Annotated in this window: 14 protein-coding genes; 6 read left to right on the forward strand and 8 right to left on the reverse strand. The window is 67.2% G+C overall.

Annotated elements, in window-relative coordinates; all coding sequences use genetic code 11:
• Positions 1 to 153 precede the first annotated feature (153 nt).
• The 4 genes from KYX69_RS17215 to rsmA all read left to right on the forward strand — a co-directional run bounded on the left by KYX69_RS17215 (position 154) and on the right by rsmA (position 5699).
• Positions 154 to 2373, forward strand: a complete 2220-nt coding sequence (locus KYX69_RS17215; RefSeq protein WP_300499501.1) for an LPS assembly protein LptD — start codon at positions 154 to 156, stop codon at positions 2371 to 2373.
• A 141-nt stretch (positions 2374 to 2514) separates the two neighbouring features.
• A complete protein-coding gene (locus KYX69_RS17220; protein ID WP_300499388.1) occupies positions 2515 to 3861 on the forward strand; it encodes a peptidylprolyl isomerase in 1347 nt (448 codons plus the stop codon).
• A 3-nt stretch (positions 3862 to 3864) separates the two neighbouring features.
• On the forward strand, positions 3865 to 4887 hold the full coding sequence (gene pdxA, locus KYX69_RS17225; protein ID WP_300499391.1) for a 4-hydroxythreonine-4-phosphate dehydrogenase PdxA: 1023 nt from the start codon (positions 3865 to 3867) through the stop codon (positions 4885 to 4887).
• A complete protein-coding gene (rsmA, locus tag KYX69_RS17230) occupies positions 4884 to 5699 on the forward strand; it encodes a 16S rRNA (adenine(1518)-N(6)/adenine(1519)-N(6))-dimethyltransferase RsmA (RefSeq protein WP_300499392.1) in 816 nt (271 codons plus the stop codon). The genes pdxA and rsmA overlap by 4 nt, the downstream gene beginning before the upstream one ends.
• A 168-nt stretch (positions 5700 to 5867) precedes the next feature.
• On the opposite strand, the gene KYX69_RS17235 is transcribed toward rsmA, so the two are convergent.
• The 8 genes from KYX69_RS17235 to KYX69_RS17270 form a co-directional block, all read right to left on the reverse strand.
• Positions 5868 to 6371, reverse strand: coding sequence for a tetratricopeptide repeat protein (locus tag KYX69_RS17235; RefSeq protein ID WP_300499394.1), 504 nt, complete (start codon positions 6369 to 6371; stop codon positions 5868 to 5870).
• A 32-nt stretch (positions 6372 to 6403) separates the two neighbouring features.
• A complete protein-coding gene (locus KYX69_RS17240) occupies positions 6404 to 7588 on the reverse strand; it encodes an RsmB/NOP family class I SAM-dependent RNA methyltransferase (protein WP_300499395.1) in 1185 nt (394 codons plus the stop codon).
• A 9-nt stretch (positions 7589 to 7597) separates the two neighbouring features.
• A complete protein-coding gene (locus KYX69_RS17245) occupies positions 7598 to 8137 on the reverse strand; it encodes a DUF4136 domain-containing protein (protein ID WP_300499398.1) in 540 nt (179 codons plus the stop codon).
• 13 nt (positions 8138 to 8150) lie between these two features.
• Positions 8151 to 8987, reverse strand: coding sequence for a hypothetical protein (locus KYX69_RS17250; RefSeq protein WP_300499400.1), 837 nt, complete (start codon positions 8985 to 8987; stop codon positions 8151 to 8153).
• A gap of 57 nt (positions 8988 to 9044) precedes the next feature.
• Positions 9045 to 11663: a PAS domain S-box protein gene (locus tag KYX69_RS17255; RefSeq protein WP_300499403.1), complete on the reverse strand. Its 2619-nt coding sequence runs from the start codon at positions 11661 to 11663 to the stop codon at positions 9045 to 9047.
• 182 nt (positions 11664 to 11845) lie between these two features.
• Positions 11846 to 13303: an IMP dehydrogenase gene (gene guaB, locus KYX69_RS17260; protein ID WP_066659115.1), complete on the reverse strand. Its 1458-nt coding sequence runs from the start codon at positions 13301 to 13303 to the stop codon at positions 11846 to 11848.
• 75 nt (positions 13304 to 13378) lie between these two features.
• Positions 13379 to 13786, reverse strand: coding sequence for a hypothetical protein (locus KYX69_RS17265; protein WP_300499406.1), 408 nt, complete (start codon positions 13784 to 13786; stop codon positions 13379 to 13381).
• A gap of 25 nt (positions 13787 to 13811) precedes the next feature.
• Positions 13812 to 14639 (reverse strand): CoA ester lyase, encoded by an 828-nt coding sequence (locus KYX69_RS17270; RefSeq protein WP_300499408.1) that lies wholly within the window; start codon positions 14637 to 14639, stop codon positions 13812 to 13814.
• A 46-nt stretch (positions 14640 to 14685) separates the two neighbouring features.
• Between KYX69_RS17270 and KYX69_RS17275 the strand changes: the two genes are divergently transcribed.
• Both KYX69_RS17275 and KYX69_RS17280 read left to right on the forward strand, forming a co-directional pair.
• Positions 14686 to 15672 carry an SPFH domain-containing protein gene (locus KYX69_RS17275; RefSeq protein ID WP_300499410.1) on the forward strand — a complete coding sequence of 329 codons (987 nt, stop codon included), beginning with the start codon at positions 14686 to 14688 and terminating at the stop codon, positions 15670 to 15672.
• Positions 15669 to 16133, forward strand: a complete 465-nt coding sequence (locus tag KYX69_RS17280) for an NfeD family protein (protein WP_300499413.1) — start codon at positions 15669 to 15671, stop codon at positions 16131 to 16133. The genes KYX69_RS17275 and KYX69_RS17280 overlap by 4 nt, the downstream gene beginning before the upstream one ends.
• Positions 16134 to 16147 lie beyond the last annotated feature (14 nt).

Consider the following 16147-nt stretch of genomic DNA (forward strand, 5'->3'; position numbering starts at 1 on the left):
CGCGGCACCCCAGCGGGGCAACGCCGGGCGATTGCGAAGCGGGCCGTGCGGTGCGATAGGGCAGGTTCAAGCCCTGCGCGGGCGAGTGTTGGTTCAAAGGGGTTATCGAGAAACGTGACGCGCAAGGCTCTGCTGCTCGCCGGGGTCGTCCCGCTGGCCCTGTGTCTGGTCCCAGGGGCCAGTGCGACCGGCATTCAGGACCTGCAGGACCGCGCGGTCGAACCGCCGCCGCCGTCCGAAACCCCGCTTCCCGACGATCCCAACCAGATCCAGTTTTCCGCCGACCTCGCCGAATATGATTCGAACGGCGATGTCGTGACGGTCAGCGGCGATGTGCGCCTGTTCCGTGAGGGCAACCGGCTGCGCGCCGACAAGGTGGTGTGGAACCGCAAGACCGGGCAGGTCGTGGCGAACGGCAATATCGCGGTGACCAATCCCGAAGGCGACACCGCCTATGGCGACCGGATCGAGCTGACCGATTCGCTGAAGGACGGCGTGATCGAGAATATGCTCGTCGTGCTGGAGCAGGGCGGGCGCATCGCGGCAGAGCGCGGGACGCGTGAGGCCGGCGGCGTGATCCGGGTCGATCGCGCGGCCTATACCCCGTGCGCCGTGGTCGATTCGGGCAATTGCCCCAAGGAACCGTCGTGGAAAATTACTGCGGTCCGCGTCGTCTATGATCCGGCGACGCAGCGCATCCGCTATACCGGCGCGCGCGTGTCGCTGTTCGGCATCGCCAGCCTGCCGCTGCCAGTATTTTCGCATTCGGTCGGCGACGGCAATGCCAGCGGCCTGCTCGCGCCCGAGCTGCGCTATGACGCGGTCAACGGGTTTGAAGTCGCCCTGCCCTATTATTTCAGCCTGGCACCCAATCGCGATCTGACGGTGACGCCGCGCCTGTTCACCGGCGCGCTGCCGATGCTGCAGGCGCAGTATCGTCATCTGCTCGACAAGGGTGCGTTCAACGTCACCGGCTATGGCACCTATAGCCGCCGCAGCGACGATTTCATTTCGCCGACTCCCGGCGTGTCGAGCGAGAACGCCTTTCGCGGCTATATCGACGCGGTCGGGCGCTACCAGTTCGACGAGAATTGGAGCACCAGCGGATCGGTGCGGCTGGTCAGCGACCGCACCTTCCTGCGCCGCTACGATATCTCCAGCGACGACCGGCTGCGCAACAATCTGCGGGTCGAGCGGATCGACCGCGATTCCTATTTCGCGATCAATGGCTGGTTCGTCCAGACGCTGCGCCCGACCGAAAGCCAGGGGCTGCAGGCGGTGGCGCTGCCCGAGATCGATTACCGGCTCCGCTTCGGCCAGGACCTGATCCCCGGCGGACGGTTCGAGCTGCAGGCCAACAGCCTGGCGATCGGGCGCAGCGCGGGACAGGATACGCAGCGCGCCTTCGCCTCGCTGCGCTATGATCTGCGCAAGCTGACCGCATGGGGGCAGGAGGTCACGCTGACCGCTTACGGCCGCGGCGACGTGTACAACACGCAGGACACCGCGGCGACCAGCGTCCCCAGCTATCGCGGGCTGGAGGGGTTCCGTGGGCGCGCGATCGGTGCGCTGGCGCTCGACATCAAATGGCCGCTGATCGGCGACGCGTTCGGGGGCACGCAGCGGATCACGCCGCGCTTCCAGATCGTCGCCGCACCGCAGATCGAGAATATCGACGTGCCCAATGAGGACGCGCGCTCGGTCGATCTGGAGGATTCGAACCTCTTCGCGCTCAACCGCTTCCCCGGTTACGACCGGTTCGAGGATTCGACCCGCTTCACCTTCGGCGTGGATTACGCGCTGTATCTGCCGGGCATTTCGATCGAGGCAAATGTGGGGCAGAGCTACCGCCTCAATTCGCGCGCCTCGATCCTGCCGGACGGGACCGGATTGGATGGCCGCCTGTCGGACATCGTCGGGCGGACGGTGGTGCGGTATCGCGACTTCCTGTCGTTCACCCACCGCTATCGCGTGGACAAGGACAATTTCGCGGTGCGCCGGAACGAGATCGACGCCACTGTGGGGTCGCGCACCACATTCGTGACGCTCGGCTATCTGCGGCTCAATCGCAACATCCCGTTCGCGCTGGAGGATCTGCAGGACCGTGAAGAAGCGCGGGTCGGCGCGCGGGTTCAGATCTCGCGCTTCTGGTCAGCATTCGGGTCGGCGGTGATCGACCTGACCGATGCCGAGGAGGATCCCGCATCGATCGCCGACGGGTTCGATCCGATCCGCCACCGGCTGGGCGTAGAATATGAGGATGACTGTATCCGCATCGGCGTAACCTGGAAGCGCGATTACCAGACCACGGGCGATGCGCGGCGGGGCAATTCGTACCTGATCACGCTGGCGCTGAAGAATTTGGGGCGTTAGTTTTAAGGTGGGGTACGGGCTCGCTCCGCCAATCATGACCATTGCGGCAACAGGTTACAGGCCGTAAGCCCCAGTTCAGGCACAATTGGCTAGTACACGGCCCCGATCATGGGTTCGGACAGGTTTCAGGCACAGGTGAAGATGACTTCGAAAGTCGCGCGTTTCGGCCGGATTGCGGCCCTTGTTCTGGGTATTGCGGGCAGCACCGCCATGGCGGCGCAGACCGTCGATGACGCGGCAGTGCCATCCACGGCAAACCTGAACCTGCCGGAAAATCTGCAGCTGTTCAGCAAGGCCGATCCCAATGTGCGCAAGCCGACGGCGATCGTGAACGGCTATGTGCTCACCCGCACCGACGTCGATCACCGCGTCAACCTGGCGATCGCGCTCAACCAGTGGAAGCTGTCCGAGGAAGAGAAGGACCAGCTGCGCATGCAGGTGCTGCGCCTGCTGATCGACGAGACGATCCAGATCCAGCACGCCAAGGCCGAAAATGTGTCGATCGCCGCCGAGCAGATCGAGCGCAGCTTTGCCGGCATCGCACGCCGCTATGGTCGCTCGCCCGATCAGATGCGCGCCTGGCTCAAGGAAATCGGATCGTCGGAGCGCTCGTTCCGCCGCCAGATCGAGGGTGAGCTGGCGTGGCAGGCGGTGATCCGCCGCAGCGTCGGCCCGTTCATCAACGTTGGCGATTACGAAATCCAGCAGATCATCGACACGATCGAAGCGTCCAAGGGCACCAACGAATATCATCTGCGCGAAATCTATATCTCGGCGACGCCCGAGCGCGCGGGCGAGGTGTTCCAGGCGATGCAGCAGATGATCCAGCAGATGCAGCAGGGTCGCCCGTTCGAATATTTTGCGCGCTTCTCCGAGGCGACGACGAGTTCGCAGGGCGGCGATCTCGGTTGGGTCCGCACCGAAATGCTGCCCGCCGCACTGTCGCAGGCGGCGCAGCAGATGCAGGTCGGTCAGGTCGCCGGCCCGATCGAAGTGCCGGGCGGCTTTTCGATCCTGTATCTGGTCGACAAGCGCCAGGTCGGCATGCCCGACCCGCGCGACGCGAAGCTGAGCCTGCGTCAGCTCACCGTGAAATTCCCGGAGGGCATCACCCAGGCCCAGGCCACCGCCAAGGTCGCGGAATTCGCCGCGGTGCTGAAATCCACCAATGGCTGCGGCGCGGTCGGCAAGGCGGCCGAGACGCTGGGTGCCGATGTGATCGACAATGATTCGGTGGTCGCGCGCGACCTGCCGCCGCAGTTGCAGGACCTGATCCTCAACCTGCAGGTCGGGCAGGCAACGCCGCCGTTCGGGTCGCCGACCGATGGTATCCGTGCGCTGGTGCTGTGCGGCCGCGACGATCCCAAGGTCGCCGCCGCGCCCTCGCCCGACCAGATCCGCGACGGGCTGGAAGAACGCCGCACCAATTTGCGCGCCACGCGGCTGCTCAAGGATCTGCGCCGTGACGCGATCATCGAGTATCGTTGAGCCGTGAGCGGCGCGCTGCGCCCGCTTGCGGTCGCGATGGGCGACCCGGCCGGGATCGGCCCGGAGATTATCGGCAAGGCGTGGCGCAACCGCGAGCTGCATGCCCTCGCGCCGTTTTTCGCGGTCGGTGAGCCCGGTGCGATTGCGGCGGTATGGGACGGGCCGGTGGCGCGGATCGGCACTCCGGACGAGGCGCTGAACGCGTTCGATGATGCGCTACCGGTGCTTGCAGTAGACTGCTCGGCGACGGTGCAGCCGGGCGTTCCCGATGTGGCGGGCGCGCGCTGTGCGCTGAGCAGCCTGGAGCTGGCGACGGGGCTGGCCCGATCGGGCGCAGCGGGCGGGCTGGTCACCGGGCCGGTGTCGAAGGCGCAGCTCTACGCGATCGGCTTCACCCATCCGGGACAGACCGAATTCGTCGCCGAACGCTGTGGCGTCGCGCCCGAAAATGCCGTGATGATGCTGGCCGGACCGACGCTGCGCGTGGTGCCGGTGACGACGCATATCGCGCTGGCAGAGGTCGCGCCGACGATCACGATTCCGCTGATCCTCGCCAAGGCGCGCGCGACCGCACGCGGCCTTGCGCGCAATTTCGGGATCAGCGCGCCGCGCCTCGCCTTTGCCGGCCTCAACCCGCATGCGGGCGAAGGCGGGGCGATCGGGCGCGAGGAGATCGACCTGCTGATCCCCGCGATCGAACAGCTGCGGGCCGAGGGGATCGACGCAACCGGGCCGTTTGCCGGAGACACGATGTTCCATGCGCGGGCGCGCGCGACCTATGATGCGGCGATCTGCCTCTATCACGATCAGGCGCTGATCCCGCTCAAGACGCTGCATTTCGATGAGGGGGTCAATCTGACCTTGGGTCTGCCAATCGTGCGCACCTCGCCCGATCACGGCACCGCGTTCGGCATTGCCGGCAAGGACATGGCGGAACCCGGCGCGATGATCGCGGCGATCCGCATGGCGGCACAGGCGGCGGAACATCGCGCCGCTTACGACGCCGAGCAGGCCACGACCGCGTGACCAAACTGCCCCCGCTGCGTGAAGTGATTGCGAAACACGGGCTCTCCGCCAGCAAGGCGTTAGGCCAGAATTTCCTGTTCGATTCGCAATTGCTCGACCGGATCGCGCGGGTGCCGGGGGATCTTGCCGGGCAGGAGGTGTTCGAGGTCGGCCCGGGTCCGGGCGGCCTCACACGCGCGCTGCTGGGTGCGGGGGCGCAGGTCACGGCGGTCGAACGCGACCGGCGCTGCATCCCGGCGCTCGAGGAACTGGGCGAGGCGTTTCCGGGCCAGCTCAAGGTGATCGAGGGCGATGCGCTGGAGGTCGATGCCCCCGCGCTGTTTGCGGGCAAGCCGCATATCGCGTCCAATCTGCCGTACAATGTCGGCACCGCGTTGCTGGTCGGCTGGCTGTCCGCCGAGTGGGAGCCGTGGTGGGCGAGCCTGACTTTGATGTTCCAGAAGGAAGTCGCCGAGCGCATCGTCGCGACCACCGACAGCGATCATTATGGCCGCCTCGCCGTGCTCGCCCAGTGGCGCAGCAGCGCGCGGATCGCGATGCCGGTGCACCGCAGCGCCTTTACCCCGCCGCCCAAGGTGATGTCGGCAGTGGTGCATATCGTGCCGGGCGATGAGCCGCGGGGCGTGAAGTTTCGCGTGTTGGAGAAGCTCACCGCCGCCGCCTTCGGCCAGCGGCGCAAGATGCTGCGGCAGAGTTTGAAGGCGGTGCCGGGCGCGGTCGAAGCGGCGGAAGCGCTGGGGATCGATCCGACGCGACGCGCCGAGACGGTGAGCGTGGCGGAGTTTGTCGCGCTGGCGCGGGCGCTCAGCTAATTTCTCCCCTGCCCCGCAGGGGACGTGGCAGCACGCAGTGCTGACGGAGGGGCGGCTGCGCAGACAGCCGGGAACAGCTCGGCAAAGTTCCGCCCTCTGCGGGGCGGCCCCTCCACCGCCCGCTTCGCGGGCGGTCCCCCTCCCCTGCTGCGCAGGAGAGGAATTAGGTTAGTTCTTCTTCTCGTCCTTCGCCGCCGGAGCGACCTGCGCGGTCGCGGTCGCCGGCGGACCCTTGGCGATTGCCGCGGCCAGCTGCGTCGCGTCGGCGCAATTGCCGCACAGCGTCTTCAAGCGCGCGAGATTTTCCTTGGCGCGTTCGACCGCGCCCTTTTGCACCATCGCCTCGCCCTGCCCGCGCAACGCCGCCTGGTCGTTGGGTTCGAGCGTCAGCGCCTCGCGGTAAAAGCGGATTGCCTTGCCCGGCAGCCCCTGGGTGCGCGCGATCTCGGCAAGCGCGAGATAGGCCGGGCGGTTGCGCGGATCGACCGCGAGCGCGCTTTCGATCAGGCCATTGGCGGTGTCGAGGTCACCGGCGGCGCGTGCCGCCTTGCCGCGTTCGAGCAACGCGATCGAGCGGGCGTCAATCTGGTCGTCGGCGCGCTGGGCATTGAGCGACGTCGAAACGCTGAGCAGCGCGAGTGCTGCAGCGGCCGACACGAGCGAGATACGCATGACAGTCTCCGGACGTGGAATGGGTAGGGCTATCATGCGCGCACCAGCCGCGCGACAAAAAAGCCGTCGGTCGCATCGCTGAGCGGGGTGAGGCGCATGCCCGGTCCATGCGGCGTGCCGAGCGGGAGTGCAAGCGGCTCTGCGCGGAAGGCCGGATTGCGGGCGAGGAAGGCGGTGACCTGATCAGACCCCTCGGCATCGAGCAGCGAACAGACGATATGGACCAGCGCGCCGCCGGGCCGGACCAAAGCCGCGCCGACATCGAGCAGACGCGCCTGCGTCTCCACCAGCCGCGCGAGCCGCGCGGGGGTGAGCCGCCAGCGCGCCTCCGGGTTGCGGCGCCAGGTGCCGGTACCCGAGCAAGGCGCGTCGATCAGCACGACGTCGGCGCTGTCGGCCCAGTCGGCCAACGCCTCCGCCTCCCGGTTCGGGTTGAGCAGGCGGGTCTCGACGATCTCCACCCCTGCCCGCTGCGCGCGTGGGGCGAGCCGCGACAGGCGCGCGCGGTCACTGTCGCTGGCGAGGATACTCCCCTGCCCCGCCATCGCGGCGGCGAGCGCGAGCGTCTTGCCGCCCCCGCCCGCGCACAGATCGACCACGCGCATGCCCGGCGCGGCGGCGGCGGCGAGGGTCACCGCCTGGCTGCCGGCGTCCTGCACTTCGAACCAGCCGTGCTGATAGGCGTCGCTCTTCTCCACCGGCGTGTCGCCGGGCAGGCGCAGGGCGAGGTCCAACCCAGGAATCGGCGCGGACTCGGTGAAGATGGCGGCAAGCTGATCGCGGGTCGCCTTGAGCGGATTGGCGCGCAGGTCGAGCGGGGCGCGGTCGAGCAACGCGGCGGCCTGATCTCCGTCCACACCCGATGCGGCGAGTGCGTCAATCAGCCAGGCCGGGGCCACGCCCGGCGTTGCGGCGGGTTCGCCGGGTGCGATCGGCGCGGGTCCGTAGGACGATCCGTCGAACATCGCGGCGAGATCTGGGTCCCGTGCGGCCAGCGCAAGCAGTGCCGCGCGGCCGCTCGCCGGGACTTCGCCGCACAGCCGGATCGCATCATAAACCACGCCGCGGATCGCGCGGCGGTCCTTCGACCCGGCATAGCGCCGCGCGGCGAGTTCGCGTGCGATCAGCACGTCCGCCGACGCGCCCCCGTCGCGCGCGGCGGCGATGATTGTGTCGAGCAGTTCGATGGCAGTCCGAGTACGCGCGGCGGGAGTCATTCCGGCGCTTTAGGGGATGGATAGCGGTTCGGCGAGAGTCTGCGGGAATGCTCGGATGATCGCGGGCGCAAGCTTGGCGGCAAGCGTCGCGGGCACATCGGCGCGGGTGCCTGCTGCCTGCGCCGTCAGCGCGCTGCCGCGCCACACGACCTTGTCATCGGCGCGGCTGACCAGCTCGACCGTCAGTGTGGTGACGATGAGGCCGCGCAGCTGGCGCTTGTCGGAGGGCAGTGCGACACTGACCCCGCCGCCCCAATTACCAAGGCCGCCCGACGCGCCCGGCTCGCGCCCGTTCGATGCCACCGCGCCACGCTCGGCCCGGGTCACGCCGATCCGCGCGATGTAACGCCCACGCGCCTGCGGCGGCAGTGCGGTGAAGCGTGCGTCGAGCAGCGCCTGTTCGACCGCATCGACGAAGGCCTGACGCGCCGCTGCGGGCATCGCCTCATCCTTGACCGCCTCGACCGTCACCGTGCCCGGCGTCAGCGCCGGAGCCTCCTGAACGCCGGAGGCCAGTAGCGCCAAAGCTGCCATCCACATCATCGTCATTCCTTCCTGAAAGCTACCGGACGCGTGTTGAGTCGATTTCATAGTCGATGCGGATCCGCACCCATTCGCCCACCTGATACTGCCCGCGCAGTCGCGGAGGGCGGACGCGGAACTGCCAAGCGGCAGCGAGCACGGCGCGACCGATCTGCGCGCCGTCCGGATATTCGTCGAGCAAGGTGCAGCTGTCGATGCGATACTCCTGCACCGTCCGGCACGCAATCAACGCCCAGCCCGGTGGACGCGCGGTCGAGAGATAGCCGCGCAGCTCGCTGTCATAGGGTTCGCGGAACCACGACGCGGCGTAGAGCGGCTCGCCATTCGGCCCGCGCCCTTCGACGCGGCGCGAATCCCCGGGATCGGGACCGGGCGCAGGCGGCCCCGCAACGCGGCGCGCGGGCGCTGCCGGTCCGGCGGCAGGGCGACGCGGGATGCTGCCGATATCGGGCATGCTGTTCAACGGGATGTCGAGCAGTAAGGGCGGGGCGGGCGGTGGGTCGGTCACCACCGGGGCGGGCGCTGGTGGCGTATCCGCATCGCGCGGCTGCGCGCGCATCGTCGGCTGAGGCTCGGTCGCGGCGGGGCGGGCTTCGGACGGCGGCTCGGGCGCGGACTCGGGTTCGGGACTGACGCCAAAGGTCTTCATCGGCACCGTCTCTTCGGGCGGAGTCAGGATGTCGGGCGCGAGCGTCAGCAGCAGCAGCGCCAGCAGCAGCTCGATCAGCAGCGCCAGCGCGATCGCAATCGCACGCGTGCCGAACCGCTCACGCGCGCGCTGGAGCAGCGGGCGTGAGTCTTCGGGTTGGGGCGGGACGGCGATACTCGACAAGGCGGGGTCGGATTGCCCATGCATTGCGTCGAAATGATGTCGTCCTGCAATCCTCTCCCTGGCGGGCGAGGATCGCTCCCCCTACACCCGCTGCAGCATCGCGTCCCCGACGGCGCGCTCCAGATCGGCCTGGGTGAAGGGCTTGTTGAGGCGGAGCAGATGTGCGGCCGCTTCGGCGGGGGTTTCGCCATAACCGGTGGCGAGGATGATCGGCAGCTCCGGACGCCGGGCGCGGACCCGGGCGATCAGTTCGGTGCCGGTCATGCCGGGCATCGCCTGATCGGTGATCAACAACCCGATATCGTCCCGTGCCGACAGCTGATCGAGCGCGGCGGGACCGGATTCGGCTTCGATCGCCTTATGCCCGAGGTCAGTGAGCAGATCGGCGGTGTTCATCAGCACCAGCGGGTCGTCATCCGCCACGAGCACGACGAGCGACCGGGTCGCGGCACGGCCCACGACATCGCGCGGCGCGGCGCGCGGCGCGCGCGCACAATCGCCCGCGACCGGCAGCCAGATATGGGCGTGCGTCCCCTTCCCCGGCGCACTCTCGATCTCCAGCATCCCGCCATTTTGCCGGGCAAAGCCGTGGATCATCGACAGGCCAAGGCCGGTGCCCTTGCCGACGCCCTTGGTGGTGAAGAAGGGTTCGGTCGCGCGGGCGAGCGTCGCGGCGTCCATGCCGGTCCCTTCATCGCTCACCGTCATGCGGACATAATGGCCCGACGTCAGGCCGCGCACCTCCCCGATGACCTCGCGCTCGACACCCTCGATGCGGATAAGGCCGCCATCGGGCATCGCGTCGCGCGCGTTCACGGCGAGGTTGACCAGCGCCATCTCCAGCTGATTCACGTCGGCGGAGACGGCGGGCAGGCGATCGGGAAAATCCATCTCGATCCGCCAGGACGGGCCGATCGTGCGTTCGAGCAGCCCGCGCATATCGGCGACCAATGCGGGGACGTCGATCCGTTCGGTCTTCAGCTCCTGCCGCCGGGCAAAGGCGAGCATGCGCTGGGTCAGCGCGGCGCCGCGGTCCGCCGCCTGCATCGAATTGTCGATCAGGCGCGTGATCTGTGCGTCGCCCTCCGGCAGGCGTTTGCGCAGCAATGTCAGGCCGCTCATGATCGCCATCAGCAGATTGTTGAAATCATGCGCGACCCCGCCGGTCAGCTGGCCGATTGCCTCGATCTTCTGGCTCTGGAACAGCGCCTCGCGCGCGACTTCCAGCTCGCGCTGCGCTTCTTCGCGCTCGGTGATGTCGCGGGTGATCTTGGCAAAGCCGATCAGCCTGCCGTCATCGTCATGGATCGCGTCGAGCACCACGCTGGCGCGGAAGCGCACGCCGCCCTTGCGCATGCGCCAACCCTCGGCGGCGAAGCGCCCTTGTCGTCGCGCGGTTTCGAGGGCGCGCTGCGGCTCCCCGGCGGCGCGATCCTCCTCGGGATAGAAGGTCGAGAAATGGGCACCCATGATCTCGTCCGGGGTATAGCCCTTGATCCGCTGTGCCCCGGCATTCCAGCTGGCGACGATGCCGTCGGGGTCGAGCATGTAGATGGCATAGTCGGTCACGCCCTGCACCAGCAGGCGGAACTGGGTACGGCTCTGTTCCAGGGCGGCGGCGCGCTCATCGGCGCGGTGTTCCAGCTCCGCATTGAGCTGGCGCAGCTGTTCGGCGGTCTTGCGCAACTCCGCAGCGGCGGTGGTGCGCTCGACATGCGCCCAGCTGCGATCGGTCACCTCGCGGATCAGCGCGATCTCGTCCGGCGTCCAGACATGCGGCTCGGCATGGTGCGCCGCCATCAGCGCGATCAGCCGCCCGTCCTTGACCAGCGGCACGCAGCACGTCGCGGCGATGCCGATGGCATTGAAGGACGCGGCTTCATGCGCGGGAAGCTCATGCGCGATGTCGTCGAGGATCAGCGGGCGACCGGCATTGAGCTCACGCACCGCCTGTTCGCCGAACGCTGCAAGGCTGTAATGGCCGACGATCGACCGCAAACCGGGCCGCGCCCAATCGCCGCGGATGGTGAAGCCATCGCCGTCGGCGTCCATATCGGCATACGCGCAATTGGCGGCTCCCAGCTGGTTGGCGAGCATGCGCGTCGTGGTTGCGAGAATCTGCGACGGGTCGGTCGCGCTCCCGGCTTCGCGTGACAGCGCATCGAGGAACCGCAGCCGCGCCTCGCTTTCGCGCAGCGACACTTCGGCCAGTACGGAGTCGGTGGTTTCGACGACCACCGCCATCACCCCGCACGGACGCCCGGAGTCATCGAACACCGGGGAGTAATCGAGGTCGAGCCAGCAATCCTCGAACGTACCGGTGCGGTTGAGCTTCAATTTGTGATTGCGATAAGCGAGCGTGCCGCCGGCCAGACCGACCTGCATCACGTGCGAATTGAAGTCAGCGACTTCGGGCCATGCCTCCAGCACCTTCATGCCGAGCAACCTTGGATGGCGCCCACCAGCAACGACCGAATATCCGCTATTGTAGATGAGGTGACCGTCCTCGCCCCACAACATCACCATCGGCACGGGCGAGTTAACCAGGAACCCGACAATGCTGCGCAGGCTTTGCGACCAATCTTCGATCGCACCGACACTGGTCGTGGACCAGTCAAAGGCGGCGATGCGTGCGCCCATCTCTCCGCCTTTGGCCAGAAATGCGGGTACGTCCGCCACCCGAATTGCGCTGGATTCCACGCTTGCTCCGCCATTCCCCCGCCGATGCACGTGCATCGAGCCGGAGGATTGAACGCGTGCGCGAAACGATCGGTTCCGGCGGCGCTAAATTTTTGAGATTGCCGGCATTTGAAGTTGCCGCCGCTGCTTGGCAGCCCCCTCGCCCCTCCGCAGGAGGGGAGCGGATAGTCCGGTCCGATGCCTTACCGCGTCGGGTAGTTCGGCGCCTCGCGCGTGATCGTCACGTCGTGGACATGGCTTTCGCGAAGACCCGCATTGGTGATGCGGACGAACTTGCCCTTCTGCTGCAGCTCGGGGATCGTCGCCGCGCCGGTATAGCCCATCGCCGCCTTGATGCCGCCGATCAGCTGGTGGATCACGTCCTTGGCCGGACCCTTGAACGCGACCTGACCCTCGATCCCCTCGGGGACGAGCTTGAGTTGATCCTTGATATCGCCCTGGAAATAGCGGTCGGCCGAGCCGCGGCCCATCGCGCCGACGCTGCCCATGCCGCGATAGGATTTGTAGGCGCGGCCCTGATACAGGAACGTCTCGCCCGGTGCTTCCTCGGTCCCGGCGAGCAGCGACCCGACCATGCAGGTCGAGGCACCCGCGGCAAGCGCCTTCGCAAGATCGCCCGAGGTGCGCAGGCCGCCATCGGCGATCACCGGCACGTCCGACTTGGCGGCTTCGTTGGCGGCATCCATGACGGCGGTAAGCTGCGGCACGCCGACGCCCGCGACGACGCGGGTGGTGCAGATCGATCCCGGGCCGATGCCGACCTTCACCCCGTCCGCGCCCGCGTCGATCAGCGCGCGCGTGGCGGCGGCGGTCGCGACGTTGCCGGCGACGACCTGAACGCGGTTCGACAGCTTCTTCACCCGCTCGACCGCGCGCGCGACGTCCTTGTTATGGCCGTGCGCGGTGTCGATCACGATCAGGTCGACCTCGGCATCGACCAGCGCCTCGGTCCGCTCAAAGCCCTTGTCGCCCACGGTGGTCGCGGCGGCGACGCACAGGCGGCCCGCGCCATCCTTGGTCGCGTTGGGATAGTTCACCGCCTTTTCGATGTCCTTGACGGTGATCAGGCCGACGCAGCGGTAATTTTCGTCCACCACCAGCAGCTTTTCGATGCGGCGCTGGTGCAGCAGGCGGCGCGCCTCTTCCTGCCCGACGCCGATCGACACGGTGGCGAGATTGTCGTGCGTCATCAGCTCGCTGACCGGCTGGCCCGGATTTTCGGCGAAGCGCACGTCGCGGTTGGTGAGGATGCCGACCAGCTTGCCGCCCGCTTCGGTGATCGGAATGCCGCTGATCTTGTGGCGCGCCATCAGCGCCTGTGCCTCGGCCAGCGTGCCGGTCGGCGACATGGTGATCGGGTTGACGACCATGCCGCTCTCGAAGCGCTTGACCGCACGCACCGCCTCGACCTGTTCATCGATCTCCAGATTGCGGTGGAGCACGCCCATCCCGCCCAGCTGCGCCATGACGATCGCCATGTCCGCTTCGGTCACCGTGTCCATCGCGGAGGACAGGATCGGGATGTTGAGCGCGAGCGACTTGGTCACCCGCGTCCGCGTGTCCGCCATGCTCGGCAGCACCTCCGACTCCCCCGGATAGAGGAGGACGTCGTCGAAGGTGAGACCGAGAGGGATATCCATGAGGTGCGCCAATGTCCTGAGTCGGAGGTTGGCGTGCCATGTAACCGCGCTATGTGACGTGCGCTAGGGGGGAGGTCAGGTGATGAAGATTGCACGACACCTCACGAGCCGCCAACGCTCTCCGGACTTCTTGACTTCGCAGCGATCGGATTTCAGAAAGTGCGGCGCGACGAAGGTTGTGGTTTCGATCGTCGCACTCAGCCGATCGACGGCATAGGTGGGGCGCGAAAAATAGAAACCGGTCCGGGAGTTTTCGCCGCCAATTCGGGGAGCTGCGACGCCCAAAGCTGCCCAGTTGCAACGGTATGTATAGATTTTGCCGGGAGCGATATCGAGTTCGGGGTAGAAAAGACGTCGAGGCGGAACCCGGCCCCAGCCAATCTCACTCCAGCCCGCCGCCGCAAGCATTACCTCGCAGTCCTCGCGCGATGCAATTTCGACATTCGACGCGACACCAAACAATAGCAGCAACGCTGAATGCATTTGCGCCCCTCCTACCCTTGCACAGTTATGCGATATGCCCCGCCCGCGCGAGCAGCGCCTTCGCCTGATCGACATGCATCTCCTCGATCATCGCGTCCTTGTAGCGTTCCGCGCCGCCGGTGAACGCGGCGACCAGTGCGCGCGCCTCCGCCAGTTCCGCCTCGGTCGGATCGAACGCGGCGCGGGCGATGTCGATCTGGTTGGGGTGGATCAGGCTCTTGCCGTCAAAGCCGAGCAGGCGGCCTTCGGCGCATTCCACGGCCAGCCCCTCGGGATCGTCCAGCCGGTTGAACACGCCGTCGAGCACCCACAATTCCCGCGCCCGCGCCGCCAGCACGACCAGCTGGAGCGACAGCGCCATCTGCGCGCGGCCCGCCGCTGGGGGTAGTTTTAGCGATGCCGCAAGGTCGTTGGTGCCGACGATCAGCCCGGCCAGTTCGACGCCCCAGCCGGTGGTGCTGGCGATCGGGCCAACATTCATCACCCCCGCCGCAGTCTCGATCATCGCCAGCACGGGGCGGTCGGCATAGAGCGCGGCATAGGTGATCGCCTCCGCCGTCTCGACCTTGGGCACGATGACATGGGTCGCGGCGGATTTCTTCACCGCCTTGAGGTCGGCCTTCCAGTGATCGCTGTCCTTGGCGTTGACGCGGACGCCGAACGGGCGGTCGCCAAAGCCCTCGACCGCCTTGACCGCCTCGCGCGCGGCTTCCTTGTCCTCGGCCTTCACTGCGTCCTCAAGGTCGAGGATCACCATGTCGGCGGCGAGGCCCCTAGCCTTCTCGATCGCGCGCGGGTTCGAAGCGGGCAGGAACAGCGCGGTGCGCGGCGGGGCGTAAATCGCTTTGCTCATGCAGCCTCTATGCTAGGATAATCGACGATACGCGAGGGGAACCAAGATGGAACTGACGGTCGGCGCATTTTTCATCCTGATGGTGCTGGTGCTGATGTACCTGTTCGCCAGCATCAAGATCGTCCGCCAGGGCTATCACTACACGATCGAGCATTTCGGCCGCTTCACCACCGTCGCGCAGCCGGGGTTCAACCTGTATCCCGCATTCTTCTATCGCGTGGGCCGCCGCGTGAACATGATGGAGCAGGTGATCGATATTCCGGGTCAGGAAATCATCACCAAGGACAACGCCATGATCTCGACCGATGGCGTGGTGTTCTTTCAGGTGCTCGACGCGGCCAAGGCGGCTTACGAGGTGTCGGACCTGTATGTCGCGTTGCTCCAGCTGACCACGACGAACCTGCGCACCGTGATGGGGTCGATGGACCTTGATGAGACGCTGTCGAAGCGCGACGAGATCAATGCGCGGCTGTTGTCGGTGGTCGATCATGCGACGACGCCATGGGGGGTCAAGATCACCCGCGTCGAGATCAAGGACATCCGCCCGCCCGCCGATATCGTGAACGCGATGGGCCGCCAGATGAAGGCGGAGCGCGAGAAGCGCGCCAACATCCTCGAGGCCGAAGGCAGCCGCGCGTCGGAAATCCTGCGCGCCGAAGGTCAGAAACAGGCCCGCATCCTCGAGGCCGAGGGTCGCAAGGAATCCGCCTTCCGCGACGCCGAGGCGCGCGAACGTGCCGCCGAGGCGGAGGCCAAGGCGACCGAGCTGGTCAGCCAGGCGGTCGAAAGCGGGTCGGCGCAGTCGCTCAATTACTTCATTGCGCAGAAATATGTCGAAGCGGTCGGCAAGTTCGCGACCAGCCCCAATGCCAAGACGATCCTGTTCCCGGTCGAGGCGACGCAACTCATCGGTACGCTGGGTGGCATCGGCGAACTGGCCAAGGAAGCGCTGAGCGGCAAGGACACGCCGCCCGCGCCCCCCGCCCCGCCCGCGCGGGTGCGTCAGTCGCCGTTCGGTGGCACCCAGGAATGAGCGACTGGCTGTCCGACCAGGCGGGGTTCGTCTGGCTGATCGTCGCGGCATTGCTCGCGATCTGCGAGCTGATGATCCCGGGCGTGTACCTGACCTTTCTCGCGCTCGGTGCGGCGGCGACGGGCGTGCTGGCGCTGCTCTTTCCCGAGCTGGGCGCAATCGGGCAGTTCATCAGCTTCGCCGCCTGGTCGACGGTCGCGGTGCTGGTCGGCAAGCGCTGGTACGGCGCAAACCCGGTGCCGAGCGCCGACCCCGACCTCAACAACCGCGCCGCGCGGATGATCGGGCAGAGCGTCACCGTGGTCGACGCGATCAGCGGCGGCAGCGGCCGGGTCCGCGTCGGTGACGGTGAATGGCCGGCGGAGGGGCCTGACCTGCCCGCTGGGTCAAAGGCGCGGGTCGCCGATGTGCGCGGTGGCGTGGTGGTGGTCGAGGCGGTCGCAAGCCTGCCTGCGGACTGAGCTCCGCGCTTACC

It is taken from the genome of Sphingomonas sp. (assembly GCF_030145815.1).
Taxonomy (GTDB): Bacteria; Pseudomonadota; Alphaproteobacteria; order Sphingomonadales; family Sphingomonadaceae; genus Sphingomonas.

Excerpts from the sequence above, each read along its gene's own strand:
- KYX69_RS17280 (WP_300499413.1), top strand. The coding sequence starts at position 15,669 with ATGAGCGACTGGCTGTCCGACCAGGCGGGGTTCGTCTGGCTGATCGTC.
- KYX69_RS17270 (WP_300499408.1), bottom strand. The coding sequence starts at position 14,639 with ATGAGCAAAGCGATTTACGCCCCGCCGCGCACCGCGCTGTTCCTGCCC.
- KYX69_RS17245 (WP_300499398.1), bottom strand. The coding sequence starts at position 8,137 with ATGACGATGATGTGGATGGCAGCTTTGGCGCTACTGGCCTCCGGCGTT.
- KYX69_RS17250 (WP_300499400.1), bottom strand. The coding sequence starts at position 8,987 with ATGCATGGGCAATCCGACCCCGCCTTGTCGAGTATCGCCGTCCCGCCC.
- KYX69_RS17240 (WP_300499395.1), bottom strand. The coding sequence starts at position 7,588 with ATGACTCCCGCCGCGCGTACTCGGACTGCCATCGAACTGCTCGACACA.
- KYX69_RS17220 (WP_300499388.1), top strand. The coding sequence starts at position 2,515 with ATGACTTCGAAAGTCGCGCGTTTCGGCCGGATTGCGGCCCTTGTTCTG.
- guaB (WP_066659115.1), bottom strand. The coding sequence starts at position 13,303 with ATGGATATCCCTCTCGGTCTCACCTTCGACGACGTCCTCCTCTATCCG.
- KYX69_RS17265 (WP_300499406.1), bottom strand. The coding sequence starts at position 13,786 with ATGCATTCAGCGTTGCTGCTATTGTTTGGTGTCGCGTCGAATGTCGAA.
- KYX69_RS17235 (WP_300499394.1), bottom strand. The coding sequence starts at position 6,371 with ATGCGTATCTCGCTCGTGTCGGCCGCTGCAGCACTCGCGCTGCTCAGC.
- KYX69_RS17275 (WP_300499410.1), top strand. The coding sequence starts at position 14,686 with ATGGAACTGACGGTCGGCGCATTTTTCATCCTGATGGTGCTGGTGCTG.